This is a genomic window from Pseudomonas sp. BB438, from assembly GCF_057180225.1.
This window is the reverse complement of the sequence record NZ_CM170001.1, coordinates 1,312,334-1,336,220: the sequence shown is the minus strand read 5'-3', so window position 1 is coordinate 1,336,220 and position 23,887 is coordinate 1,312,334. Positions and strand designations below refer to the sequence as shown.

Here is a 23,887-nt window from a genome sequence, read left to right as displayed (position 1 = left end):
TGGTCCACCAGCTCCGTGGCAGGCCAAAGAGTAGCGAATCTATCAATTGGAATGGCTGGCATAGAGGGATGGAACTCCCCCTGTAAATCGACGTAAGCGTCAGAGACTCGAATCAGCCTCGTTGCAATGCCGCAAAATATTCGAGACTGACTTCCTCAGCAGTCTCAATGTCGCGGCCGTTCCAGCGCAACTCCACTTCCTCATGCTCTAGGTTGAACAGCATCGCTTGGGTGTAATAGGCGTCCGCTCCCTGTTGCTTGAGACCCGCGCCCTCAGTCGCGAGTGTCGCAATACGCAGCCAATTCGCCTGGTGAGGAGCCGCTTTGGCATATGCAGTGAGTTGGGTAAGCGGAGCTATGACTGGGCTAGCCTCAGGCAGGAGGAACCAGATTTTCGGCACAAGAGCGCGGTGGGCTAGCGCCAACTGGAGAAAATCCAGACTGACAGACATGGCCGGCTTCGATATGCCACCGATCCGAACAAAAATGGCGGCCTGGGTCCCGTCCTCGTTCACCACCAAGAAATTGGGGGCCTGGTACTGACTGCGACCTGTCTGCCGGAGAATTCTGCCGCCCGGAACGCCAAAAAAACTGGCGCCTACACGGGCAATCGCTTCAGTACAACTGCGCTCATGGGCCAGGACAAGCCGTCTAGCACTGTCCCTATTTAGCAACGACGCTGTATCCGGCTGCTCCTGTTGCAGCTCTGCCAAGACACCTTGGAGCTGCTCCAGAGAGCAGGTATTAGCCAACACCGAGGAGAGGAGCTCCTCTGCACGGTCTGAGGAAATCTGGGCGATTTTTCCGAGCACGTCTGCTTGCATGTAGGCGCAATGTACCTGCGTCTCCTCAAGATCAGGCGCCAGACTATCCAAGGCTCGGCCAGCCTTCATCATGCGGGCAAATGTCGCCTCTCTAACCCCTGCCTGCTGAGTATGACGCAGCAGTATCTCCCCCCGGCGCTCCCCGCGAGCCAATGCCGTGGGGAGCTCAGCAGAGGCTGCTCGGTACTGACTGAACCAGGCTTTGTTGATACGTCGCCCCACGACAAGCTCCTGCTCCTAGCTGAAGCCTAATTCTGCCGGAAATTGTTGATGATCCGTCACCTAATTTGACGGCAAGAATCAGGTGCGCTATTTCTAGTCAGAATAGATTACAAGGCGTCATTTTTCTATGAAGAAAAACTGGCGATGCAACAGGACGTTAGGCATGCGGACATTGGATTTTTCTGTAGATGACAAGATGTCATCTACAGAAATACGCGTCAGTTACAACTCTCCGGTGAAAGTCGAGAGCCACTAAAAATGACCGAAATGTGCGGATCAGAGGTATAGCGATGGATTTAGAACAACTGGTTGGCCAAGCCTGGGAAGCCTTACATGGCGATGGGACCCCGCTGGAGGGATGCATGCTGAGTGAGGCTGATGCAGAAGCGGAGGTCCAACGACGCTTCCCCAGGAGATCTTACTGCTTGGTGCGAGACTGGTCGTTGATTGACCTGGAATGCCCACCTGAGGCTCTCGCGGTAATTGAGCGCAGCGGTAGGCGTCCAACCGTAATCCTGGCACACCGCGTCGTTCTCGATAGCGCGCTGCGCTGTCCACCGGGCTCTTGGATCCGCAGTACGTTCGAGGTCTCGAGAGACGATGCCGGCTTTTTCGTAAGTCGGAACACCGTTTATGTGTTGCTGGGCCAGGGAACACGCAGGTCCGCCCCATTGAGTGTTGTACTGTCCATTCACTAGTCGCCAATGTGGTGGCCGGAGGGGAGCATGTCAAAGCCCCTGCAGTTAACGCTTCAGGCGTACATAGGTGATCGCTGGCACGACGCGATGACCATGGATTTTATCCATCCCAAGCAGGGGCGTTTCGGCCCCTGCGCATTTCGTTATACAGATGCCTTCCTGACTGCATTTTATGATGAGCGAGGCTCTCCACTCGCCCCCTCCATCAGCGTGTGCCATCGCTTGGATTGGGATCACCATTACTCGTCTGGCTTCCCGGCCTTTCTCTACGACATTGCTCCCTCAGGAGCGGCGCGGAGATTTTTGGCACGAAGCAATATGGAGCGGAGGCTGGATATTGCGCAGGACTTGCACTGGCTGAAGTTGTGTACGCCGGCACCAATTGGACATCTGCGAGTGAAGGAATCGACGGAGCTCGTGGCAGAAGCTCCAACCGAAACTCTGCAGCGCGAAGAGGTGATTCAGCACAACCTCCGCCTCCTCGAGCCAGGCAGAATGGCTGCCGGTGCCCTTGGTGCAGGTGGTGAAGCTCCCAAGCTGCTGTTGACTGAAACGCGGACGGGAGTGCTTCAGGCCGATGCAGTACTTCCTGATCATTTGGCGAAGAGGCACTGGCTAGTGAAGTTTCCGCGCCGTGCAACCTCGTTGGATCGAGACATTCTGTACAGCGAATACCTCTACTACCTGGCTGTTGGTAAGTTAGGCCTGGAGTCAATTGCGCTGGATGGGCTGTCATTCGAGGAGGATCGTACTCCCAGCCTCTGGATGCCCCGCTTTGATCGATATGTCCTCAAGGAACAGGTGCGACGGGTTCCCGTGGAGTCGATTTATTCCCTATGCGGCAACGTGCAACCAGGCTCCTCCATGTGCCATGAGAACGTAGTCGCCACCCTGGCAGCGCTATGGCGCGACGCAGGACAATCTCACCAGGTTGAGGACCTAGTGTTCGAGTATCTACGCCGGGATTTGCTCAATCGTGTTTTGGGCAACTCTGACAATCACGGACGAAACATCGCAGTTCTGCGCGAAGGTCAGCTGAGGCTAGCTCCGATCTACGATCTCGCGCCGATGGTACTCGACCCTGAGGGCATTACCCGCTCGACCAAATGGACAGCAGAGCGCTCTGAGCGGCAGGTGTGGTGGGCTGCATGTCAGGCGTTGGCGGAGTTTGCTGAACCTAGCGCCATGTTTGATCGGCTGCGCGACACAGCGCAGACGTTCCGTGCACTGCCCGACCTGCTCAGTGATTTGCCCACAGCAGTCAGGAACGCCGCTGTCATCCCCCTCAATAATCTGGATGTGCGCCTGCGTGAGTGGGGCCTTCGTTGAAGTGATGCGCCGGGACAGCATCAGGAGAAGGACATGTCGAAAGCCGTGACGACCCAAGACACCTTTTGCAGTGCTTGCCTCCAAGAGCTTCCACTTGCAAATAGTCGCCCCCAGTGCGGCGAGTTGACTGCGAACTGGGGACAAGGAGCAAGACACGCCGGTGAGAATTACCGGCTCAGTCTCTGTGAAGCTTGCTTCTTTTATGCCCTTTCGAGCCTTCGTACGGCTCATCGCACAGTGAGACTTTTCGATGATGCGCCCTTGCCTGATGAAGAGCGCTTCGGTCGAGTGGATCACGCGCCCCCCACGACTATGGAGGTTCTGCCGAAGCCCACCTTGTTGGAGCACGCCTGCGCGCATTGGTCCTTTGTAGAACCACTACTGAGAAAGCCCGCGAATGAGCGGGACTACCTAGCCTTGGTGGAGATGCTAGGTCAGCTATTGGCCATAATCGGAGATGACGAAATGCACCCGCTTGCAGGGCTTTCCGCCCGAATTGGTGACAACCTGGAAGCGTACGACACGACTCACTATCCGGTGTCCCAGGTAAGCGCAGCTGCAGTGTTGCACTACCTGATGACCGAGCCTGATCTAACTCCTGCAGACCTGCCAGAGGTGGCCGATGCGAAAGTCGTGGGCGACCTTCTCAACGGAAAACGCAAACCCACTCGGCGACAAATCGTGGCGTTGTCGAAATGCTTTGGGGTATCCCCTGATGTGTTTCTCTGACCAGAAAGACCGGGATGCAGACACAATGGATGACCCGGCACTCTGCCGGTTTCTGGTGTTGTTGGCTAAAGACATTTCAGCTCATCCAGAGCGCCTGTTGCCTGTCGACGCGAACCTCAGACAGCGTGCTCAGAGCCTTGTAGAGGGTATTGCCGTAAATCTTGATGCTCCCCTGTGACCCTCGGAACACTCCAACGGGCTTGAGTTCATCCACTCCCCCGCGGTCCAGGAGGTATGGATATGGCGCCTTTCCTCATCTGGACGGATCAACAGCCTAACCCCGCCCTCTCAGCACAAAAAATTCTCCGCATTGATGCTGGAAATTATCTGAAATCCGGATATCATAGCGACGTGCTGACCTGATCAGTTCCTGATATCGACTGCATCCATATCCATCAGGAGAAGCAGTCGATATGCGGCCTAAGGGGAATGGTTGCATTTCCCTTCGCCCGCTCCAGATCCCCAAGCAAAAGCCTTCGGCAGCGCCAGTTGCCGGGGGCTTTTGTGTTTTGGCGTCGCCAAACCCGCTCTTGTAGAATCGCCAGCATTCCTACATCCCCGGACCCGCCGCATGCCCGCTCCCGCCCCGCACCGGCAATCGCTGTCCTGGCTCCTGCTCACCTTCCTTCTCCTATTGATCCGTCCTGTCTGGGCCGATCCGGTGGTCGACGCTGCCGGCGTCACCACCCACCCACTGACGCTGACCACCTATGTCTCCGTCCTCGAAGACCCGACGCGCAGCCTGACACTGGCGGACGTGCAATCCCCCGCGCAGCAGGCACGTTTCAAGGGCGATCAGCCGCCGGGCAGTTCGCTGGCAATGGGATTCACTCGCTCGGCGTTCTGGCTGAAGGTGACGCTGGGCAATCCAGGCGATACGCCATTGCAACGCTTGCTGGTGGTGGAGAATCCGCGGGTATCGCATGTGCAGGCGAACATCCCGCAGGCAGATGGTTCGTATAAAACCCTCAACACCGGCAGCGATGTACCGCAGTCGAGCAAGGTCTACCCGAACCGTAATTTCGTTTTTCCGTTGAACCTGCCGGCGCGGTCGGAGCAGGTGGTGTACCTGCGGGTAGAGTCGAGCATCGGCTTGCTGGTGCCGCTGCAGCTATGGCCGGTGAAGGCGTTCCACGCCTACGAGCGCGATGACTACACGGGCAAGGCCTGGTACTTCGGCATCGCCATGGCGATGATCCTGTTCAACCTGATGCTGCTGTTTGCCCTGCGTGATCCGATCTACCTGCTCTACGTGGTCTTCGTCAGTTGCACGGCCTCGGCGCTGGCGATCAAGAACGGTCTGGCACCGGACTGGTCGGTGTTCGGCGTGCCGCTCAATTCCAACATCGTGTATTACTCCGGCGTGTCGCTGGCCCTCGCCGCGCTTCTGGTGTTCGCGCGGCGGATGATGCAGTTCGACCGCATTCTGCCGCGCCTGGACCGGGTGCTGCGCGGGATGATCGTCCTGTACCTGCTCAGCCTGGTCGCCTATGCAATCGCGCTGCCCCATGTGTCCCGCGCCGGCATCCTGCTGAACTTCGCCACGGCGGTGATCCTGCTGGCAGGCGCCATCGTCAGCGCGTTCAAGCGCCAGCGCAGCGCGTTTTTCTTCCTCGCGGCCTTCGCACTGCTGATGCTCGGTGGCGCGATGACCTCATTGCGCGCCATGGGCATCGTGCCGACCAACCTGTTCACCGTGGACGGCCTGCAACTGGGCTCGGCAATGGAGATGATCGTGCTGGCCTTCGCCCTCGCCGACCGCTTCAACGTGATGCGCCGGGAGAAGGTGCGGGTCCAGGAGGAACTGATCCGTACCCAGCAAAAGCTTGTGGATAATCTGCGCAGCTCCGAGCACGAGCTGGAGCTGCGCGTCGCCGAGCGCACCGATGAGCTGCGCGAGCTGAACACCCAGCTCCAGGCCATCAGCCTCACCGACGCACTCACCGGCATCGCCAACCGCCGTCGCTTCGACCAGGTGCTGGAGCAGGAGTGGAGCCACGCGCGCCGCTCCGGCGAACTGCTGGCCATGGCGTTGATCGATGTGGACTGGTTCAAGCGCTACAACGACCACTACGGCCACCCCGCAGGCGACGCCTGCCTGCGCGAGATTGCCCAGGCGCTGGCGGCGACGGTCAACCGCTCGACGGACCTGGTGGCGCGCTACGGCGGCGAGGAGTTCGTCTTCCTCGCGCCGATGACCGACCTCGCCGGCGTGCGCGGCATGGCGAACAAGCTGCTGCAGGCGGTGGAAGCCCTCGCCCTGCCCCATGAGCTTTCACCACTGGGGCGGGTGAGCGTCAGTATCGGTATCGCCGCGGCGACGCCGGGGCAGGAAGCCGCTGCCGAAACGCTGGTGGCCAGGGCGGATGCGGCGTTGTATGAGGCGAAGAAGCAGGGACGAAATCAGGTGGCTGAAGACAGCAGAACGTAAGAGAACGGGGTGGATATCCCATCCACCCGGTCACTCGCTCGCTCACGCACCGGCCTTTGCCAAATCCCTTTCCTTCAGCAATGCCTGAATCACCTGCTCCTGTTCCTCATACCCGCCCTCGCCGATCGACAGGTGGCGAATCCGCCCCTGGGCATCGATGAAGTAGTGCGCTGGCCAATACTGGTTCGCGAAGGCATTCCAGATGCGGTACTGGTTATCCAGCGCCACCGGATAGTGGATGTCGTGTTGTTTCACCGCCTCGCGGACGTTGGCTGGCACGCGCTCGAACGGGTACTCCGGGGTGTGCACGCCGATCACCACCAGGCCCTGGTCGGCATATTTCTTCGCCCAGGCATTCACGTACGGCAGGCTGTGCTGGCAGTTGATGCAGTCGTAGGTCCAGAAATCGACCAGCACCACCTTGCCGCGCAGGTCACTCAGGTTCAGCTCGGGGCTGTTGATCCACTCCACGGCGCCCTGCAGTTCGGGCGCAGGGCCGAGGTCGGGCAGGCGCTCGGCGCCATGGGCCATGTCGCCGGGCATCAGTTGACTGATGAGCGCGGGTACGCCGTCGATGACCTTGCGTTCCAGGCTGTTGACCAACGTGGACGAGCCGCCGGAAGCCAGTTGCGCGCTGGTGCCGCTGGCAATGCCGACCACGGCCAGCAGGGCGAGCACACCGGTGGCGCGGCGCAGCCTTTCGATGACGGCCATGCGCGGCCGCAGGTGCTGCATCAGCCGGCGACCGGCGAACAGTACGGCGCCCAGCACCGTGGCGCTGCCCAGACCATAGGCGAACAGCAGCAGACTGGTCTGCGCACTGGCGCCCTGCAGCATGGCGCCGGAGAGAATCAATCCCAGCACCGGCCCGGCGCAGGGTGCCCACAGCAGCCCGGCGGCGAAGCCCAGCACCCACGCGGAAAGCACCGGCGGCATGCGTCGGGCCTTGCCGTGCAGGCGATCACCGATCCACGCCCAGGGCTTGGCCAGCCAGTCACTGAAGCGCGGCCAGAGCAGGGCAAGCGCGGAAACCGACAGCAGCACGAGGGCGACGTAGCGGCCCCACTCGCTGGCGGCGATCACCCAGTTGCTGGAGACAGTCGCCAGGCTCGCCAGCACGGCGAAGCCGCTGGCCAGGCCGAGCAGAGTGACCCACGGCGACCATGCCGGGCCGCCGGCGCGCTGCAGCAACAGGGGCAGAACGGGAAGGATGCAGGGGCTGAGCAGCGTCAGCGCCCCGCCGAGAAAGGCGATGAGCAACATGGGCACCTCGGTGGGCCGTTGGCCCGTGGGGTTCACGCTTGGGATAAACGCCAGGGGAATAAACGCCGCGGCCATCCATGGCCGCGGCTCAGGGGAATCAGCCGCCTTCGTTGCAGTCGGTGGCGAACTTGCGATAGGCCAGGATGTGCAGCTGGCCGCTGGAATCCAGGTAGTCCATGCGGGCGTTGACGATGCCGCAGTCGAACGGCGAGGCGGCCTCTTCGTGGATGGCCAGGACACGCTTCACGTCCAGTTTCTGGCCGTAGTGGTAAGTCTCGGCGGGCTGGGAATCGGCCGCCTGGGCACCGAAGCTGGCGAAGGCGGCAAGGGCTGCGAAGAAACAAGCGTTGGCGAGCTGGATGGCTTTCATGGAGGTTCTCCTGTCCGGTGTCGGGTTTAGCCGGCGGGGGCTGTGTGCCTCGCCGTTGGTGCCCATTTCACGTTCAGGAGGTATCAGGCTTGTGTCGCGCAAGGCCCGGGTTTGCCGCCCCGGGTATCGGCGGCGGCTATAGATACAGTGGAATACAAAGCACGGAAGGCAAGCGCGGCGCGGCGCTATACACTCGCCTCAACCCACTACGAGCGAGGCAACGGCATGGACCATGTCGATCACGTACTGATCGTCGACGACGACCGCGAGATCCGCGAGTTGGTCGGCAACTACCTGAAGAAGAACGGCCTGCGCGTGAGCCTGGCGGGAGATGGCCGGCAGATGCGCGCCTTCCTCGACGCCAACAGCGTCGACCTGATCGTCCTCGACATCATGATGCCCGGCGACGACGGCCTGAAGCTGTGCCGCGAGCTGCGCGTGGGCAAGCACAAGTCGACCCCGGTGCTGATGCTCACCGCGCGCAACGACGAGACCGACCGCATCATCGGCCTGGAGATGGGCGCCGACGACTACCTCACCAAACCCTTCTCCGCCCGCGAACTGCTGGCACGCATCAACGCCGTGCTGCGCCGCACCCGCATGCTGCCGCCGAACCTGCAGGTCAGCGAGGCCAGCCGGCTGATCGGCTTCGGTCGCTGGAAGCTGGACACCACCGCGCGCCACCTGCTCGATGAAGACGGTACCCTGGTCGCCCTGAGCGGCGCCGAGTATCGCCTGCTGCGCGTGTTCGTCGATCACCCGCAGCGCGTGCTCAGCCGCGAACAACTGCTCAACCTCACCCAGGGCCGCGAGGCGGACATCTTCGACCGCTCCATCGACCTGCTGGTCAGCCGCCTGCGCCAGCGCCTGCTCGATGACGCCCGCGAGCCGGCCTACATCAAGACGGTGCGCAGCGAGGGCTACGTCTTCGCCCTCGCCGTCGAGCTGCTCGAGCCCCACGCATGAAATCCGTCCTGCACTGGCCACGCACGCTGGCCGCGCGCCTGGCGCTGATCTTCTTCGCCGGGCTGGTATTCGCCTACAGCCTGTCGTTCTGCTCGCAGTTCTATGAGCGCTACCAGAGCGCGCGGAGCATGATGCTGGGCAACCTCGAGACCGACGTCAGCACCGCCGTCGCCCTGCTCGACCGACTGCCCAGGGACGAACGCGAAAGCTGGCTGCCCATGGTGCAGCGCCCCAACTACCGCTACCGGCTGGATGGCGGCGAGCCCGGCGAACCGATGAACATGGCCCAGGCGCCGATGGCCGCGACCTCCATTGCCGACTCCATCGGCCCGCGCTACGCGCTGCGCTTCGAAGACATTCCCGGCTCCATCCCGCACTTCCAGGCGCACTTGAAGCTAGCCGACGGCAGCCCGCTGACCATCGACGTGACGCCCAAGGGCATCCCCGTCGCGCAATGGTTGCCCTGGGTACTGATCGTGCAACTGGCGCTGCTGCTGTTCTGCACCTGGGTTGCCGTGCGCCTGGTGATCCGCCCGCTCACCCGACTGGCCCAGGCCGTGGATCACCTCGATCCGGACACCCCGGCGCCGGACCTGGACGAACGCGGTCCCAGCGAGGTCGCCTACGCCGCCCGCGCCTTCAATGCTTTGCAGGGCCGCATCGGTTCCTACCTCAAGGAGCGCATGCAGTTGCTCGCCGCCATCTCCCATGACCTGCAGACGCCCATCACGCGGATGAAGCTGCGTGTCGAGCAGATGGACGACTCGCCCGAGCGCGAGCGCCTGTGGAACGATCTGGAAGAGATGCAGCACCTGGTCCGCGAAGGCGTGGCCTACGCGCGCAGCATGGACGGTGCCAGCGAGCCGGCGGTGAAGGTCAACCTCGACGCCTTCCTCGACAGCCTCGTCCTCGACTATCAGGACAGCGGCCAGGCCGTGGCGCTGCAGGGCACCAGCAACGCCGTGTTGGAAACCCGTCCCCACGCGCTGCGCCGGGTGCTCACCAACCTGGTGGACAACGCCCTGAAGTTCGGCGGCGCAGCCCAGGTGGAAGTCGAGCGCGATTCCCAGGGCGTCGTGTGTGTTCGTGTACTGGACGACGGCCCGGGCATTCCCGAGGAAGAACTGGCCGAGGTGATGAAGCCGTTCTACCGGGTGGAAAGCTCGCGCAACCGCAGCACCGGCGGCACTGGCCTGGGGCTGGCGATCGCCCAGCAGCTGAGCCAGGCGCTGGGCGGCACGCTGACCCTGTCCAACCGCGCCAGCGGCGGGCTGTGCGTGCAGCTGGAACTGCGTCCCGCCAATTAGCGCTCTGTACACAGGGATACAAGACGGCCTTCCCCGGACACATCCGGGATAAGGCCCGTCGTCAGGATGGCTCCACGAACAGCGGCGGCACCCCGCCCGCCGCGTTCCCCCAAAGGAGCCCGCCATGAACCGACCCGCCGAACCTGCCCGCCTGCATGGCTGGCGCCTGTTTTCCCTGCTGTCGCTGCTGGTGCTGACCGTCACCGCGCTGGCCCTGTGGTCCCAGCCGCAATGGGTGGAAGCGCTGCGCAGCTCGATTCGCGTTACCGCCCGCACGTCCTTCGCGCTGTTCCTCGCCACCTTCCTCGCCTCGTCCCTGGCGGCGCTGGTGCCGAGCGACTTCACCCGTGGCCTGCTGCGCGAGCGACGCTTCCTGGGCCTGGCCTTCGCCTTTTCCCATGCCGTGCACGCGGTGCTGATCATGCTCTACGTGACGTTCTTCCCCGAGACCTTCTGGAACGGCCGCAGCGTCGCCGCGAACATTCCCGGCTCGATCGGCTACCTGTTCATCACCCTGCTGGCCATCACCTCCTTCCCCTACGCGGTGAAGCTGCTCGGCGCCCGCGTCTGGAAGGGCCTGCACAGCACCGGCACCTGGGTGATCGCCGGGGTGTTCCTCCTGTCGTTCTACAAGCGCCTGCCGATGGGCTCCTGGTACCCGCTGGGGTTCGGCCTGATCTTCAGCGCCATCGCCTTCAAGCTGACCGCCAAACTGGCCGCGCGCCTTCGCCGTAGTGCGCGCCCCGTCCTGCCCAACGCCTGATCCCGACGTCTTCCGCCGGGCGCCCCCTCGCCCGGCCGCCCACGACCGACTGCCCACACCATTGCCTACGAGGTGCACCATGACCCTGCTGACCCTGAATCCGCTCAAGACCGCGTTCGACCAACTCGACCGCCTCGCCGCCTGGGGCTGGGATATCCCACTGCGACTGTTCCTGGCCTGGGAATTCTTCGAGTCGGGCCTGGAGAAATGGCACGGCGACAACTGGTTCGAACAGATCCACGCCAGCTTCCCCTTCCCCTTCAACCATTTCTCCGCCGGCTTCGACTGGCAGGTGTCGATGTGGGCCGAACTGATCGCGCCGGTGTTGCTGTTCCTGGGGCTGGCGACCCGATTCGCCTCGGCCTCGCTGATCGTCGTGACCGTCGTCGCCATCGCTGCGGTGCACTGGCCGGCGCAGTGGTCGAGCCTCACGGAACTGGCCCAGGGCTACTCGATCACTGACCACGGCTTCGGCAACTACAAGCTGCCGCTGATTTACCTGGTGGCGTTGGTGCCGCTGGTACTCAAGGGCTCGGGCGCGCTGAGTATCGATGGCGCGGTGCGGCGGGTCCTGGGGGCTTCCCGGACGGTCTGAACGGCTGCTGATTCTTCGGTTCTTCGTGAAACGCCCTCTCCTCTGGAGAGGGCGTTTTCTTTTGCCTGCGGGAAAGTCGTGCGCGCCTGCGCCATGCGAACTGCCACGGAGCGCGCCTGATACAACGTAGCCCGTCGTGCAGGTTTCGCGGACAAGGTCCGCTCCTACGAAAAGCCGAGCTACGCTGCTCGGGCGCTGGACTGTAGGACGCATAACGCGTCAGCGTTATCCGCCATCGTGGTATCGGCGGATAACCCATCCCGGGTTATTCGCCCTACGCAAATCGATGGGTATCGCTGCGCTCCACAGCATCCTACGCACGCGTTTTCCGGGGAAAACGGCAGGGCTCGGTTCGCGAGCAAGCTCGCTCCTACGAAAAGCCAATTCCCCACCCCGCCCAAGCTCTGGCTCTAGCTCTGGCTCTGAAGACTTCCAGAGAAATATCCGCGCACTCCGAATGCCCCGTTCAGGAGGCCGCGTTGAAGCAGAGTTTCAGGGGTTGAGCGACATGGACGTCGCGAGAGCTGCGATGGGCCAGGGACGGCCCTTCGCAGCGTGCCCCTGAAACTTCGCTTCAACGAGGGAATTTTTCGCCTAGGCGAAAAACCGGATGTCCGGGGCGAGACCTTTGCCCACTTTGGGTGGGGCGGCCATCCGTCGTTTGCCAAAGTGGGTCGCCCGAGGGGGCGAAACAGGAAGCCCGCGCGCGCCGATGCGACGCAGTAACTCCTGCCCAGAAGCAGGAGCATCGCGAACAAAGTCCGCTCCTGCGTAGCCGGGAATACGGGAGTCAGCCTGCAGGAGCGCCCCATGGGCGCGATCGCGGGCATGGCCCGCTCCTATAGGAAAGCACCTCGCACGCCGATGAGACACAAAAAAGCCCGCGCACCGATGACGGTTCGCGGGCTGCGCTGTGGACAAGGGATCGATCAGGGAATGACGAACCCCACCTCGATGTTGCCGCGCGACGCCTTGGAGTACGGGCAGATCTGATGCGCCTCGTCGACCAGCTTCGCCTTGTCCTCGGCCTCCAGCCCCGGCAGGTGCACGGTAAGTTGGGCCGCCAGGGCGAAACCACCGTCGGCGGTGTTGCCCAGGGAGACTTCGGCGTCCACCGCCACGTCGGCCGGCAGCCGCACGTTCAGTTTCTGCCCGGCACGGCGCAAGGCGCCGATGAAGCAGGCGGACCAGCCGATGGCGAACAATTGTTCGGGGTTGGTGCCGGGGCGGCCGGAGCCCGGCGGGCTCAGGGGCAGGTCCAGCTCACCGTCGGCGGTCCGGCCGCGGCCGTCGCGGCCTCCGGTGGTGTGGGTGTGGGCGGTGTAGATCACGGTTGCCAGGGTGTCGGTCATGACGCTTCTCCTTTCAGGGGCGATTCAGAGGGGGACGACGTGGAGTGGTGCAGTTGAGGCGAGTGCCGAGCACCACGCCCTGTTCCTTCAGGCTGCGCAGCAGGGCAATGCCCTGCCCTTCGATGGCAGCCAGTTCGACGCCGGCGATCTCCGCCAGCGCCTTGAGGTGTTGGCGACCGGTGAGCTGCCACTGTTGCAGCGACACCAGCAGAGCATGGGCCAGCGGTGCCAGGCGCGAGAAGTGCACCTTCAGGTCACTGCCCCGACGGGCCAGCAGCAGGGTCGGCTCGGCCGGCGTTTCCAGCGGAATGTGCTCCGGACCGATGTGGCTGACCGGCCAGGCATAGGCCAGCGGCGCGGCGAGAACGGACAGCAGCGGTACTCCTTCGAGCAGATCACCCTGCGGATCATGGGCCGGCTCGGCGCTGTCGCTGAGCAGCAGTGCGGTCTCGATGAACTCGTAGTGCGCCAGTTCGGCCACCCAGCCGGGCTGCTCGGTGCGCCCCTCCAGGTACTCGACGAACTCGCCGGCGACCTCGGTGAACAACGGCGTCTGGCAGCGAAAGCCGGCATAGAAGCCCTCGGTCAGTCCCTGCCACTGTTCGCCCGGCAGGCTGGCGTGGAGCACCGGGAAATTGCCGGCCAGCAGCGATTGCAGGTTGCCGAAGAACAGTTGCCGGTACACCGCCAGGCGTCGCGTCTCGATGCCGGGCGGTGGCTCGTTGGCCTGCGGGTCGCGGATGTAACGGGTCATGCGCAGCTGCTGTTCGCGCAGGGACTCAGCCATGACGCACCTCCGGCTGACGCGCCGCCGTTTGCAGCCCGCGGATGAAATCCACCTCGCCAAGCAGCTCGGCCAGCGGCGGCAGGTTGAAGTCGCGCTCCAGCAGGGTCGGAACCGTGCCCAGGTGCTGGTAGGCGCTGGCCAGCAGGCTCCAGACATCGTCCTTCACGGCGGCGCCGTGGGTGTCGATCTTCAGGTCCGGCGCCTCGTCGTAATGGCCGGCGACGTGCAGGCAGACGACGCGCTCGGCCGGCACGCGGGCCAGGAAGCCGGCGGCATCGTAGCCGTGGTTGTGCGCGTTGACGTAGAGGTTGTTGACGTCCAGCAGCAGGTCGCAGTCGGCCTCGCCGAGCACGGCGCGCAGGAAGTCGATCTCGCTCAGCGCCTGGTAGGGCGCGGCGTAGTAGGAAATGTTTTCCACGGCGATGCGGCGGCCTAGGACGTCCTGCACTTCACGGATGCGGCTGGCGATGTGGCGCACGGCCTCGTCGGTGAAGGGCATGGGAATCAGGTCGTAGAGGTGGCCCTCGTCGGAGCAGTAGCTCAGGTGCTCGCTGAACAGCGGGACCCTGTGCTGGTCGAGGAACGCGCGGACGCGACCGAGGAACACGTGGTCCAGCGGCTCCGGGCCGCCCAGCGACAGCGACAGGCCGTGGCAGGACAGCGGGAAGCGCTCGGCCAGACGGGCCAACCCTTCGCCGTAGGTGCCGCCAACGCCGATCCAGTTGTCCGGCGCGACTTCGAGGAAGTCCACGGCGCGGTCATCCATGGTCAGCAGTTCAGGCAACATCGCGCGGCGCAAGCCGAGGCCGGCTCCTTGCAGGGATAGGGAAGAGGTCATGGCGGTCTCCTTGGACGAGTTGCCCTCCCCGGCCCATGGCACGGGGAGGGATCGGCGCGGCTCAGTTCCTGGCCTGGCTCAGCTTGCTGTACAGGTCGGACGGGAACGGCTTGCCGTTGGCGTCGAACTGGTTCTTGCGGAACTGGTAGACCTCGGCCTCGGAGAGGTAGCCGTCGTGGTTGGCGTCGATGGCGTCGAACTCGGCGCCCGCCTTGGGTGCCACGGCCAGCAGTTCGGCGCGGGAAACGCGGCCGTCGTGGTCGGTATCGGTACGGGCGAAGGAGGCATCGCCGCACTTGCCCTCACCGCACTTGCCCTCGGCGCCGGTCGCCTTGGCCTGGGCGCCATCGGCACCGCATTTGCCTTCACCGCACTTGCCTTCGCCCTGCGTCGCCTTGGCCCTGGCTTCTTTGGCGGCGCCGCACTTGCCCTCGCCACACTTGCCCTCGCCGGCCTTGGCGGCGGACGCCAACTGGTAGCCCTGCGGCAGGGCTTCGACGGCAAAGGCGGAAGAGGCCATGTTCAGGCCGCCCACCAGGGCAACGGCGAGCAGACCGAGTTGGGATTTCGAGCGCAGGTCTTTTTTCAAGAGGCGGGTCATGTTATTTCTCCAGATACTGTGGCGCGGGGTGCGCCGGGTCATGCCGCAATGGCGAATCCCTGGAACGCAGCGCTGGAGGTTTCCCTGCCGAAGCGCTGTGTCGTTCGGGTAGGGCTATTTCGCCGCAGCGATGTATCGCGGGCGTATCGGCGGCGGGAGGCTTTTGTATGCGTGTGTCCGCTCAGGGAGCGGCAGATACAAAGGAATACAGTCGGGAGCAGGCCTGCATCAGACCTGTAGGAGCGGGCCACGCCCGCGAAGCGGTATCAAGCGATGCAATAAAGCAGGACGAGGAAAAGGAAAGGGCCGCAAAGCGGCCCCATCGCGGGCATGGCCCGCTCCTGCAAGGATTTAGCTCGCGCGCTTGGCGGCGATGGCCGTGACTTCGACCTTCATGCCGTCAACGGCCAGCTCGGAGATACCGACGGCAGCGCGCACCGGGTAAGGCTTGGCGAAGAAGCGGCAGTACACCTCGTTGAACGCGGCGCGGTCGGCCATGCTGGTGAGGTAGATGGTCAGGTGCAGTACGTGGTCCAGACCGCTGCCGGCCTTTTCCAGGGCCAGTTGCAGGCTGCGCAGGGTGGCTTCGCTCTGGGCCTTGATGTCGCCCAGTTCCAGGCTGCCATCCTCGCGGGTGGGGATCTGCGTGGAAACCAGCAGGCCGCCGAAACCGGCGACGTCGGAGGAGATGGATTCGGGGTCCGCGTCGGGGATGAAGGTAGGCGTCATGGGACAAATCTCTGCTGTCGGTGAATGGGGCACGTCGCCGCACAGGGTGCAGCGGCCGGGTCGCGCAGCTTAGCCGTATCGCCCCGGCGAACGCCATGTCACCGTGCCCGCAGCCCCCGGAAACACTGACATTATTTCTATCCGGGAAACTTACCGAGCACTCATGTCAACTGGACAAAAGTCCTGATTATTACAGTTTGGGATATAGACCTTTTCATAATCCGATATTTAATCAGCGAACTCTTTCGGCATTATGACGTCGGCTTTCCGCGTCTGGAGCAATTCGCGGAGAGTGCTATACCAAGATCATCGCAACAATGCCAACGCAACTTCCTGCGATTTTCCGCCGTGGTTAATCCATGTTCGGATTCATTGTGCCTGCCTATAAAAACGTCCGGTTCTCACGCTATTGATCGAGCCGGTCCTCCAAGACTCTAGGGGCAATATCCATGAAGCACCTCAAACGCAGCGCCATCGTGCTCGCTGTTTCCGCCGCCGCCAGCCAGTTCGCCAGCGCCGAACCCTTCGTCACCGCCCAGGCCGATGCCAAGGGCTTTGTCGAAGACGCCAAGCTCGACGTCCTGCTGCGCAACCAGTACTACGATCACGACGGCAAGAACGGCGGAGCCGACAACCGCGACTGGACCCAGGGCTTCCTGGCGAACTTCTCCTCCGGCTACACCCAGGGCACCGTCGGCTTCGGCGTGGACGCCTTCGGCTACCTGGGCATCAAGCTCGACGCCGGCCGCGGCCGCGCGGGCACCGGCAACCTGCCGGTAGGCAACGACGGCAAGCCGGATGACGACTACGGCAAGGCCGGTGGCGCGCTGAAGGTGCGTATCTCCAAGACCGAGCTGAAATTCGGTGACATGCAGCCGACCGCCCCGGTATTCGCCGCCGGCGGCACCCGCCTGATCCCGCAGACCGCCTCGGGCTTCAACCTGCTGAGCAGCGAGATCGAGGGCCTGGACCTGGAAGCCGGCCACTTCACCTCCGGCACCAGCCCGATCACCACCGCTCGCGATGGCGGCATCTATGCCACTTACGCGAATGTCGAGGCCAACAGCGCTGACTTCGTCGGCGGCAAGTACGCGATCAACGACAACCTGAGCGTGTCTCTGTACGGCTCGGAACTCGAAGACATCTGGCGCCAGTACTACGGCAACGTGAACTGGCTGCTGCCGGTGGCCGATGACCAGTCGCTGGGCTTCGACTTCAACATCTACCGCACCAACGACTATGGCCAGGCCAAGGCCGGCCAGATCAGCAACACCACCTGGTCGCTGGCTGCCGCCTACTCCTTCCTGCAGGCGCACACCGTCACCCTGGCCTACCAGAAGGTGCACGGCGATACCCCGTTCGACTACGTCGGCTTCGGCGACAACGGCGCTGGCGCTGGCGGCGACTCGATCTTCCTCGCCAACTCCGTGCAGTACTCCGACTTCAACGGCCCGGGCGAGCGTTCCTGGCAGGTCCGCTACGACCTGGCGATGGACACCTACGGCGTACCGGGCCTGAGCTTCATGGCCCGCTACATCAACGGTACAGGCATCGACGGCGGCCACATGGAAGCCGGCAGCCACTACCTGGACTACGGCTACGGCGACGATGGCAGCCACCACGAGACCGACCTGGAAGCCAAGTATGTCATCCAGGAAGGCCCTGCCAAGGACCTGTCCTTCCGCCTTCGCCAGGCGTTCCACCGCTCCAACGGTGACCAGGCTGAAGACGACAACAACGAGATGCGCCTGATCGTCGAATACCCGCTGTCGATCCTGTAATTCAGCGCTGCTATCCACCTGGATAGTTCCGCCTGAATGATCACGCGGGGCAACTTTCGGATTCGTCTGAATGTTTGCCCCGCGCTCGAGCGAGATTATTACGCTCGTGCAGAAAGTCTCTTCCCGGAATAGCCGTTTATCCCTTCAGAGCAACTTTCTAGAATTACCCCCATCTTCCCGCTTCCGCACTTTCCCTGCGGAAGACAACTCCTGACGTTGATATGTGATTGCTCCTTCGACGTCCTTTCGAGCCGCTCCATTGGAGCGGCTTTTTTTATGCCCTGAATTCGCCACTGAACAAAAAATGAGCGAATGGTTTGACCGAGCGGTCCAACCCTCCAACAACGCGGTAATTCCCACGCGAACCCAGGAGGCACGTCACCATGAGCGCAATGACCCTCGAAGGCTGGTGCAAGACCACTGCCGAACAGAAGCCCACACCACTGGAAGACATCCGCTTCAACATCACCGACGACGATCGCCTGCACCTGGAACAGGCCGAGGTCTACCTGCAGGAAAACGACCAGAAGGAAATGATGGTCGACGCTGACCTCAATACCCTCGACGTACGCATGCCCGACGGCGTCGGGCCACTGGCCGACTGCATGTTCCGCGTGTACCTGGGCGGGCCCGAGCACCGTGGGCAGTTCCACCTGGTCGGTCATTCCGCCCGCGACGGCAGCCTCATCTACACCAACGCCGTGCTGATCGACCAGCTGATCAGTTGAAGCACGTTATGCCTGCCCGCCAGAAACGGCGGGCAGCCGTGCGTTCGTCGCTCTTGTCGCAGGCGGAGATTGTGGCCGCTCACCTGCCCGTGATTTCATAAAGCCACCCGTGGCCGCCTGCCGCATGTCCGGCGCGGTGCACATTGCAGAATCACGCCCATCCTCCGTTGAAGAAGCTGCTATCGGATGCGAACTTCCAGTAATCCTGGGGTAAAGGAGTGCGGGCAATACGACGGCCTGCTGCGTCTCGCCCGCCACGCGGGTGGCGATTGCGCCGTGCTGCTCATCGACCTGCGCGGCCAGGTGCTCGGCCAACTGGGCATCGATGGTCCGGCCGCTTTTTCCCTTGCCACCCTGCTTTCCCTCGATGCCGCCAGCAGCCCGATCAGTCATCAGGGACAACGCCTGAACCTGCTGGCCAGCAGGACGCTGCGCGATCAGGAAGGGTTTCCCCAGGCGCACCTGCTGCTGCTCGGCGGCGACGCCGGCATGCTCAGCCAGGAACAGCAAATCCTGCTGGCGGATGTGCTGGAACTCGGCGAAGCCCTGCTGGACCGCGCCCGGGCGCCGCAGAAGGAAAGCGAGCGACGCATGGCCCTGGCGGTGGACGGCAGCGGCACCGGCATCTGGGATCGCCATGTGCCCAGTGGGGAGATTCACTACTCCAGCGCCTGGAAATCCCTGCTGGGCTACACCGAGGACGAGATCGGCAGCCGCATCGAGGACGCCTACAGCCGGGTGCACCCCGAAGACCTGGAGTACGTGCAGAACACCATGCGCGAGCACTTCGAAGGCCGAACCGACGCCTACGAGGTGGAGCATCGCCTGAAACACAAGGACGGCCATTACATCTGGGTCTGCAGCCGCGGCAGGGTCGTCGAGCGCGATGCCGCCGGCAACGCCTTGCGCATGCTCGGCACCACCACCGACATCACCACCCTGCGCAGCATGGCCGAACAGCTGCGCGAGAGCGTGGAGCTGCTCACCGACCTGACCAATGAAATCCCCGGCATGGTCTTCCAGTTCCGTCGCCTGCCCGACGGCAGTGGCACCTTCCCCTATGTCAGCGCAGGGGTGATGGACATCTACGGCGTGTCGCCCGAGCAGATGCGCCACGACTCGGTGTTCCTGCGCGACCTGATCCACCCCGAGGACCTGCGGGCCTGCCTCGCCTCGCTGGAAACCTCCGCCAACCTGCTGCAACCCTGGCGGCACGAATACCGCGTACAGATCGCCGGGCGAGGCACACTCTGGCGTCAGGGTAATGCGCACCCCAAGCGCCTGGCCGACGGCAGCCTCATCTGGCATGGCTTCATCACCGACATCACCGAGCGCAAGCGCATCGAAGCCGAACTGCAGGTATTAGCCACCACCGACTTCCTCACGCAGTTGCCCAACCGTGGCCACTTCATGCGCCTGATCGAAGCGGAACTGGGCCGCGTACAGCGCTCGACGACGCACCACGCGGCGATCCTGATGTGCGACATCGACCACTTCAAGGCGATCAACGACCGCTGGGGCCACGCCGTCGGCGACGAGGCCCTGCGACACTTCGCCAGCATCCTGGGCCGCGACATCCGCCGCGTCGACTTCGCCGGGCGCATGGGTGGTGAGGAGTTCGCCGTGGTGCTGGGAGACGCCGACGTCGCCGCCGCTCAGGTCTTCGCCCAGCGCCTGCAGCAGCAACTGCTGGAGCAGCCGCTGATGCAGGGCGGGCAGCGCATCCCGCTGAGCATCAGCATCGGCATCGCCGCGCTGGAGGCCTCCGACGCCTCCGCAGAAGCCGCACTTTCACGCAGCGACAGCGCGCTCTACCGGGCCAAGCAGAACGGTCGCAACCGCATCGAGTGCCATTGAAGGCAAACCCGCACGGCAGAGCGTGCTGCCCGTGCGGGCGTTGCCGATCCTGAACGGCTACCGTGAAAAAATGTGCAGAATTTTTCACCATTATGAACTAGCGTTTTAAATAATGGACTTTTCAGCACGTCTGGATATTTCAATAATTCCTTTAAAAACAAATAGATAACAGAATTGCTCGACAGGATTTCGGCCATTATTTTTGACGCCCTCCGTCGAATTCGTTTGACATATTTAACGGCTCTGGCAGGCTGGTAGGCAGGTTTCGACCGGGAAACTTCGCCTTCTGTGCGCTCCCGGCAGTGCTCGAGGCCTCAGGTAGCGCGCCTTCCCGCTGCGCGCCTGCACAAAAACGATGGGCTGCAGCCCGTCCAAAGGTGACATATGTCCAACAGCAACATTGGCAACAAGAAACAGCCCCTCCGTAAACCCGTCGTACTGATGTCCATGGGCAGCCAAGAGCGCAAAGGCCACGACTATCAGGTAATGACCCACAAATACATCGTGCCCCTGGTCGAACAGTCCGATTGCGTGCCGGTACTGGTACCGACCTGCTGTGGCATCGAAGACCTCGAGCAATATCTGGACATGGCCGACGGCGTGTACCTGACCGGCGCCGGCAGCAACATCGACCCGACCCTGTACGGCCAGGAGAACGAGACTCCCGGCAAGGGCCAGGACAAGGACCGTGACAACTTCGACATCCCGCTGATCAAGGCCGCCATCGCGCGTGGCCTGCCGATCTTCGGCGTGTGCCGCGGCATGCAGGAAATCAACGTGGCCCTGGGCGGCGATATCTACCAGAAGGTCTACGCCGAGCCCGGCTTCAACGACCATCGCGAGAATCCCGAAGACCCGGTCGACGTGCAGTACAGCCAGGTCCACGGCGTTCGCCCGGTTGCGGGCAGCTGGCTGCAGCAGCTGCTGGGTGACGAGATCCGCGTCAACTCGCTGCATGGCCAGGGCCTGAAGAACCTCGGCAAGGGCATCGAAGCCATCGCCCACGCCGAGGACGGCCTGGTCGAGGCCATCCACGCCCCGACGCTTTCGCCCTTCCTCTTCGCAGTGCAATGGCACCCGGAATGGCAAGCCGCGAAGAACCCCGACTCGGTGAAGATCTTCAAGGCGTTCGGCGATGCATGCCGCGCGCAGGTGAAGAAGAAGCAGGCCCGCGCACTCGCTGCCTGATTCACTTCCCGCGTCATGAAAAAGCCCGGCCTGTGCGCCGGGCTTTTTTTGCTCCTCTGCCAGCAGGCGCGAGCGTGCTCGCGCCTACGAAGAGCGCTTCGTCATCAGTCGTGCGAATGGTGCACCGTGCGCGCCCTTGAGAGCGCCTCGGGCTAACCTTGGCGGTCAGCGATTTCGCTTCGACGACACAGGTGCAGCCATGAGCAACGACCTCTTCTCCCTCGCTGGCAAGACCGTGCTGGTCACCGGCGCCTCCAGCGGCATCGGCGCGCACCTGGCGCGCGTAGCCGCCCGTGCCGGCGCCCGCGTAGTGCTCGCGGCACGCCGCACCGAGCGGCTGGCGCAACTGGCCGAGGCCATCCGCGGAGAGGGTGGCCAGGCGCATGCCGTGGCCCTGGACGTGACCGACCGCGCCAGTGTCGAAGCCGCCTTCGACAGCGCCGAGGCGCAGTTCGGCGTGGTCGAGGTCGTGCTCAATAACGCCGGCATCGGCAACGGCCAGCGCGCACTGGAGGTCAGCGAAGAAGACTGGCGCAGCATGCTGTCCACCAACCTCGACGGTGTCTGGCGCGTCGCCCAGTGCGCGGCGCAGCGCCTGGCCAAGGCCGGGCGCGGTGGCAGCATCGTCAACATCGCCTCGATCCTCGGCCTGCGCGTGGGCGGCGGCTACAGCCACTACTGCGCAGCGAAGGCCGGCGTGGTGCAACTGAGCAAATCCCTGGCGCTGGAACTGGCGCGCTTCAATGTACGGGTCAACGCCATCGCGCCGGGCTACTTCAAGACCGAGATGAACGACGCCTACTTCGACAGCGACAAGGGCCAGGCCTACATCCGCGACACGGTGCCGATGCGCCGACTGGGCCAGTTGCAGGAGCTGGAGGGCCCCTTCCTGCTCCTGGCCAGCGATGCCGGTGCCTTCATGACGGGCTCAGTGCTCGCCGTCGACGGCGGGCACCTGGTGAGCAGCCTCTAGAGCGCACCCAGGGCGGTACCCGGCCACTGCGCAGCATCCGGAAGGCCGCGAAGGAGAACAGTTGCCCACCGAAGGAGGTCAGCCCCAGTCGCAGGAGGATCAGGAAACGGTCCCGAGGGAATCGCGCGGCGTCGGTGCGGTCGTGGGGTGGGTCGGCTGGCGTCGGCCATACAGTCTGGCAGCTGGAGATGACAGCGCATCTCAGCGATCCAGCTCGCGAATCCGCTGCTCCAGAAAGCGCCGCTCCGGCTCCAGCTTCGCCAGCGCCAGGGCGCGCTCGTAGGCTTCGCGGGCGAGCTCGCGGCGCTCCAGACGCCGGCAGAAATCGGCACGGGCGGCGTGGGCCAGGTGGTAGTCCTGCAAATCGCCACGCGCAAGAATGGCGTCCACCTGAGCCAGCCCTGCGGCGGGACCGTCTCGCATGGACAGGGCCACCGCGCGATTGAGCTCGATCACCGGCGACGGCTGCATCGCCAGCAGCAGGTCATAGAGGCCGACGATCTCCCCCCAGTCCGTGCTGGCCATGTCGGGTGCGGCGGCATGCACGGCGGAGATAGCCGCCTGCAGCGTGTACGGCCCGACGCGGCGGGTCCCCAGTGCAGCGGTGATCAGTTGCTGCCCCTCGTCGATCAGCGCGCGGTTCCAGCGCAAGCGGTCCTGGTTTTCCAGCAGCACCAACTCGCCATCCTCGGCGGTGCGCGCCTCGCGCCGTGACTCGTGCAGCAACATCAGCGCCAGCAGGCCCATCACTTCGGATTCCGGCAACAGTTCCAGCAATTGCCGGCCGAGGCGAATGGCTTCGGCGGAGAGGTCCGTGCGGGTCAGCGAGTCGCCAGCCGACGCGGAATACCCCTCGTTGAACACCAGGTAGATGACCCGCAGCACACTGGCCAGGCGCTCGGGCAGCTCCGCGGCTTCGGGCACCTGGTAGGGAATCTGCGCATCGCGAATCTTCGCCTTGGCGCGGACGATGCGCTGGGCGATGGTCGACGGCGTGACGAGGTAGGCGCGCGCGATTTCCTCGGTCTTCAGGTCGCAGACTTCGCGCAGGGTCAGCGGTACCTGCGCGTCCGCCGGCAGCGCCGGGTGGCAGCAGGTGAAGATCAGCCGCAGGCGATCATCCACGACGCTTTCGTCGGCCAGTTCCTCCACCGATTGCGCGTCGATTTCCAACTGCTCGGCGATCTGCACCAGCGAGGCGTCGAAGCGCGAACGCCGGCGCAGGCCGTCAATGGCCTTGAAGCGCCCGGCAGAGACCAGCCAGGCGCGGGGATTGGCCGGCACACCATCGCGCCGCCACTGGTCCACCGCGGCGACGAAGGCTTCATGGAGCGCCTCCTCGGCGAGGTCGAAATCGCCCAGCAGGCGGATCAGCGTGGCCAGCACCCGGCGTGATTCACGGCGGTAGACCTCGTCCACCACATCGCGCAGCGGCTGGGGGGCGTAGTCGTGCATGGGCCGAAAGTCCTTGGCGTGGGAAAGGTCTGCTTATCCTGCACGGTTTTTCACCAGTCGACTCAAGGTTCGGACAGGCAGATCGTTGCATGGCATGTCGCC

The 23,887-nt window shown here is 63.6% G+C and carries 23 protein-coding genes; 14 read left to right on the top strand and 9 right to left on the bottom strand.

From position 1 onward, the window contains the following. Window positions 1-112: 112 nt before the first annotated feature. Entirely contained in the window at window positions 113-1,045 is a 933-nt protein-coding gene (locus AC1ZV1_RS06385; RefSeq protein ID WP_484295994.1) for a hypothetical protein, read from the bottom strand. A 290-nt stretch (window positions 1,046-1,335) separates the two neighbouring features. On the opposite strand from AC1ZV1_RS06385, the gene AC1ZV1_RS06380 reads away from it, so the two are divergent. From AC1ZV1_RS06380 to AC1ZV1_RS06360, 5 genes are all read left to right on the top strand, one after another. After that, window positions 1,336-1,743: a DUF6957 family protein gene (locus AC1ZV1_RS06380; protein ID WP_484295993.1), complete on the top strand. Its 408-nt coding sequence runs from the start codon at window positions 1,336-1,338 to the stop codon at window positions 1,741-1,743. A 27-nt stretch (window positions 1,744-1,770) separates the two neighbouring features. Continuing rightward, window positions 1,771-3,072 carry a type II toxin-antitoxin system HipA family toxin gene (locus AC1ZV1_RS06375; protein ID WP_484295992.1) on the top strand — a complete coding sequence of 434 codons (1,302 nt, stop codon included), beginning with the start codon at window positions 1,771-1,773 and terminating at the stop codon, window positions 3,070-3,072. A 33-nt stretch (window positions 3,073-3,105) separates the two neighbouring features. Continuing rightward, a complete protein-coding gene (locus AC1ZV1_RS06370) occupies window positions 3,106-3,801 on the top strand; it encodes a helix-turn-helix domain-containing protein (RefSeq protein ID WP_484297688.1) in 696 nt (231 codons plus the stop codon). Continuing rightward, entirely contained in the window at window positions 3,695-3,979 is a 285-nt protein-coding gene (locus tag AC1ZV1_RS06365; RefSeq protein ID WP_484295991.1) for a type II toxin-antitoxin system PrlF family antitoxin, read from the top strand. The genes AC1ZV1_RS06370 and AC1ZV1_RS06365 overlap by 107 nt, the downstream gene beginning before the upstream one ends. Window positions 3,980-4,372: 393 nt before the next feature. Beyond that, complete coding sequence (locus tag AC1ZV1_RS06360; protein WP_484295990.1) at window positions 4,373-6,232, top strand: sensor domain-containing diguanylate cyclase; 1,860 nt, start codon at window positions 4,373-4,375, stop codon at window positions 6,230-6,232. Window positions 6,233-6,274: 42 nt separating this feature from the next. On the opposite strand, the gene AC1ZV1_RS06355 is transcribed toward AC1ZV1_RS06360, so the two are convergent. Together AC1ZV1_RS06355 and AC1ZV1_RS06350 are read right to left on the bottom strand one after the other, a co-directional pair. Next, the gene (locus tag AC1ZV1_RS06355; protein ID WP_484295989.1) at window positions 6,275-7,495 is read right to left on the bottom strand and encodes a cytochrome c biogenesis protein DipZ; all 1,221 of its coding nucleotides are present in this window, start codon (window positions 7,493-7,495) and stop codon (window positions 6,275-6,277) included. A gap of 97 nt (window positions 7,496-7,592) precedes the next feature. Further along, window positions 7,593-7,865, bottom strand: coding sequence for a DUF2790 domain-containing protein (locus AC1ZV1_RS06350; RefSeq protein WP_484295988.1), 273 nt, complete (start codon window positions 7,863-7,865; stop codon window positions 7,593-7,595). A 225-nt stretch (window positions 7,866-8,090) separates the two neighbouring features. On the opposite strand from AC1ZV1_RS06350, the gene AC1ZV1_RS06345 reads away from it, so the two are divergent. The 4 genes from AC1ZV1_RS06345 (at window position 8,091) to AC1ZV1_RS06330 (ending at window position 11,496) form a co-directional block, all read left to right on the top strand. Then, window positions 8,091-8,831 carry a response regulator gene (locus AC1ZV1_RS06345; protein ID WP_484295987.1) on the top strand — a complete coding sequence of 247 codons (741 nt, stop codon included), beginning with the start codon at window positions 8,091-8,093 and terminating at the stop codon, window positions 8,829-8,831. Then, window positions 8,828-10,138 (top strand): ATP-binding protein, encoded by a 1,311-nt coding sequence (locus AC1ZV1_RS06340; RefSeq protein ID WP_484295986.1) that lies wholly within the window; start codon window positions 8,828-8,830, stop codon window positions 10,136-10,138. The genes AC1ZV1_RS06345 and AC1ZV1_RS06340 overlap by 4 nt, the downstream gene beginning before the upstream one ends. A gap of 124 nt (window positions 10,139-10,262) precedes the next feature. Further along, window positions 10,263-10,901, top strand: coding sequence for a hypothetical protein (locus AC1ZV1_RS06335; RefSeq protein WP_484295985.1), 639 nt, complete (start codon window positions 10,263-10,265; stop codon window positions 10,899-10,901). 79 nt (window positions 10,902-10,980) lie between these two features. Continuing rightward, on the top strand, window positions 10,981-11,496 hold the full coding sequence (locus AC1ZV1_RS06330) for an HvfX family Cu-binding RiPP maturation protein (RefSeq protein WP_484295984.1): 516 nt from the start codon (window positions 10,981-10,983) through the stop codon (window positions 11,494-11,496). A gap of 929 nt (window positions 11,497-12,425) precedes the next feature. Here the strand turns inward: AC1ZV1_RS06330 and AC1ZV1_RS06325 are convergent. The 5 genes from AC1ZV1_RS06325 to AC1ZV1_RS06305 all read right to left on the bottom strand — a co-directional run bounded on the left by AC1ZV1_RS06325 (window position 12,426) and on the right by AC1ZV1_RS06305 (window position 15,803). After that, a complete protein-coding gene (locus AC1ZV1_RS06325) occupies window positions 12,426-12,848 on the bottom strand; it encodes an organic hydroperoxide resistance protein (RefSeq protein ID WP_484295983.1) in 423 nt (140 codons plus the stop codon). Window positions 12,849-12,861: 13 nt separating this feature from the next. Beyond that, entirely contained in the window at window positions 12,862-13,635 is a 774-nt protein-coding gene (locus tag AC1ZV1_RS06320; protein WP_484295982.1) for an HvfC family RiPP maturation protein, read from the bottom strand. Next, window positions 13,628-14,473 carry an HvfB family MNIO-type RiPP peptide maturase gene (locus AC1ZV1_RS06315; protein ID WP_484295981.1) on the bottom strand — a complete coding sequence of 282 codons (846 nt, stop codon included), beginning with the start codon at window positions 14,471-14,473 and terminating at the stop codon, window positions 13,628-13,630. Before AC1ZV1_RS06315 ends, AC1ZV1_RS06320 begins: the two co-directional genes overlap by 8 nt. Window positions 14,474-14,534: 61 nt before the next feature. Beyond that, a complete protein-coding gene (locus tag AC1ZV1_RS06310) occupies window positions 14,535-15,074 on the bottom strand; it encodes an HvfA family oxazolone/thioamide-modified RiPP metallophore (RefSeq protein WP_484295980.1) in 540 nt (179 codons plus the stop codon). Window positions 15,075-15,425: 351 nt separating this feature from the next. After that, entirely contained in the window at window positions 15,426-15,803 is a 378-nt protein-coding gene (locus AC1ZV1_RS06305; protein ID WP_484295979.1) for a RidA family protein, read from the bottom strand. Between the two features lie 449 nt (window positions 15,804-16,252). On the opposite strand from AC1ZV1_RS06305, the gene AC1ZV1_RS06300 reads away from it, so the two are divergent. The 5 genes from AC1ZV1_RS06300 (at window position 16,253) to AC1ZV1_RS06280 (ending at window position 22,330) form a co-directional block, all read left to right on the top strand. Continuing rightward, window positions 16,253-17,584: an OprD family porin gene (locus tag AC1ZV1_RS06300; RefSeq protein ID WP_484295978.1), complete on the top strand. Its 1,332-nt coding sequence runs from the start codon at window positions 16,253-16,255 to the stop codon at window positions 17,582-17,584. A 383-nt stretch (window positions 17,585-17,967) separates the two neighbouring features. Next, window positions 17,968-18,312: a hypothetical protein gene (locus AC1ZV1_RS06295; protein ID WP_484295977.1), complete on the top strand. Its 345-nt coding sequence runs from the start codon at window positions 17,968-17,970 to the stop codon at window positions 18,310-18,312. Between the two features lie 186 nt (window positions 18,313-18,498). Beyond that, window positions 18,499-20,169 (top strand): sensor domain-containing diguanylate cyclase, encoded by a 1,671-nt coding sequence (locus AC1ZV1_RS06290; RefSeq protein WP_484295976.1) that lies wholly within the window; start codon window positions 18,499-18,501, stop codon window positions 20,167-20,169. Between the two features lie 384 nt (window positions 20,170-20,553). Next, on the top strand, window positions 20,554-21,357 hold the full coding sequence (locus AC1ZV1_RS06285; RefSeq protein ID WP_484295975.1) for a gamma-glutamyl-gamma-aminobutyrate hydrolase family protein: 804 nt from the start codon (window positions 20,554-20,556) through the stop codon (window positions 21,355-21,357). A 199-nt stretch (window positions 21,358-21,556) separates the two neighbouring features. Next, on the top strand, window positions 21,557-22,330 hold the full coding sequence (locus tag AC1ZV1_RS06280; RefSeq protein WP_484295974.1) for an SDR family NAD(P)-dependent oxidoreductase: 774 nt from the start codon (window positions 21,557-21,559) through the stop codon (window positions 22,328-22,330). A 201-nt stretch (window positions 22,331-22,531) separates the two neighbouring features. Here the strand turns inward: AC1ZV1_RS06280 and AC1ZV1_RS06275 are convergent, their stop codons facing one another. Beyond that, on the bottom strand, window positions 22,532-23,785 hold the full coding sequence (locus AC1ZV1_RS06275; RefSeq protein ID WP_484295973.1) for an RNA polymerase sigma factor: 1,254 nt from the start codon (window positions 23,783-23,785) through the stop codon (window positions 22,532-22,534). Between the last annotated feature and the right edge of the window lie 102 nt (window positions 23,786-23,887).

Coding starts and splice junctions, on each gene's coding strand:
- AC1ZV1_RS06380 (WP_484295993.1), top strand. CDS start 1,336: ATGGATTTAGAACAACTGGTTGGCCAAGCCTGGGAAGCCTTACATGGC.
- AC1ZV1_RS06375 (WP_484295992.1), top strand. CDS start 1,771: ATGTCAAAGCCCCTGCAGTTAACGCTTCAGGCGTACATAGGTGATCGC.
- AC1ZV1_RS06370 (WP_484297688.1), top strand. CDS start 3,106: ATGTCGAAAGCCGTGACGACCCAAGACACCTTTTGCAGTGCTTGCCTC.
- AC1ZV1_RS06365 (WP_484295991.1), top strand. CDS start 3,695: ATGCGAAAGTCGTGGGCGACCTTCTCAACGGAAAACGCAAACCCACTC.
- AC1ZV1_RS06360 (WP_484295990.1), top strand. CDS start 4,373: ATGCCCGCTCCCGCCCCGCACCGGCAATCGCTGTCCTGGCTCCTGCTC.
- AC1ZV1_RS06355 (WP_484295989.1), bottom strand. CDS start 7,495: ATGTTGCTCATCGCCTTTCTCGGCGGGGCGCTGACGCTGCTCAGCCCC.
- AC1ZV1_RS06350 (WP_484295988.1), bottom strand. CDS start 7,865: ATGAAAGCCATCCAGCTCGCCAACGCTTGTTTCTTCGCAGCCCTTGCC.
- AC1ZV1_RS06345 (WP_484295987.1), top strand. CDS start 8,091: ATGGACCATGTCGATCACGTACTGATCGTCGACGACGACCGCGAGATC.
- AC1ZV1_RS06340 (WP_484295986.1), top strand. CDS start 8,828: ATGAAATCCGTCCTGCACTGGCCACGCACGCTGGCCGCGCGCCTGGCG.
- AC1ZV1_RS06335 (WP_484295985.1), top strand. CDS start 10,263: ATGAACCGACCCGCCGAACCTGCCCGCCTGCATGGCTGGCGCCTGTTT.
- AC1ZV1_RS06330 (WP_484295984.1), top strand. CDS start 10,981: ATGACCCTGCTGACCCTGAATCCGCTCAAGACCGCGTTCGACCAACTC.
- AC1ZV1_RS06325 (WP_484295983.1), bottom strand. CDS start 12,848: ATGACCGACACCCTGGCAACCGTGATCTACACCGCCCACACCCACACC.
- AC1ZV1_RS06320 (WP_484295982.1), bottom strand. CDS start 13,635: ATGGCTGAGTCCCTGCGCGAACAGCAGCTGCGCATGACCCGTTACATC.
- AC1ZV1_RS06315 (WP_484295981.1), bottom strand. CDS start 14,473: ATGACCTCTTCCCTATCCCTGCAAGGAGCCGGCCTCGGCTTGCGCCGC.
- AC1ZV1_RS06310 (WP_484295980.1), bottom strand. CDS start 15,074: ATGACCCGCCTCTTGAAAAAAGACCTGCGCTCGAAATCCCAACTCGGT.
- AC1ZV1_RS06305 (WP_484295979.1), bottom strand. CDS start 15,803: ATGACGCCTACCTTCATCCCCGACGCGGACCCCGAATCCATCTCCTCC.
- AC1ZV1_RS06300 (WP_484295978.1), top strand. CDS start 16,253: ATGAAGCACCTCAAACGCAGCGCCATCGTGCTCGCTGTTTCCGCCGCC.
- AC1ZV1_RS06295 (WP_484295977.1), top strand. CDS start 17,968: ATGAGCGCAATGACCCTCGAAGGCTGGTGCAAGACCACTGCCGAACAG.
- AC1ZV1_RS06290 (WP_484295976.1), top strand. CDS start 18,499: ATGCGAACTTCCAGTAATCCTGGGGTAAAGGAGTGCGGGCAATACGAC.
- AC1ZV1_RS06285 (WP_484295975.1), top strand. CDS start 20,554: ATGTCCAACAGCAACATTGGCAACAAGAAACAGCCCCTCCGTAAACCC.
- AC1ZV1_RS06280 (WP_484295974.1), top strand. CDS start 21,557: ATGAGCAACGACCTCTTCTCCCTCGCTGGCAAGACCGTGCTGGTCACC.
- AC1ZV1_RS06275 (WP_484295973.1), bottom strand. CDS start 23,785: ATGCACGACTACGCCCCCCAGCCGCTGCGCGATGTGGTGGACGAGGTC.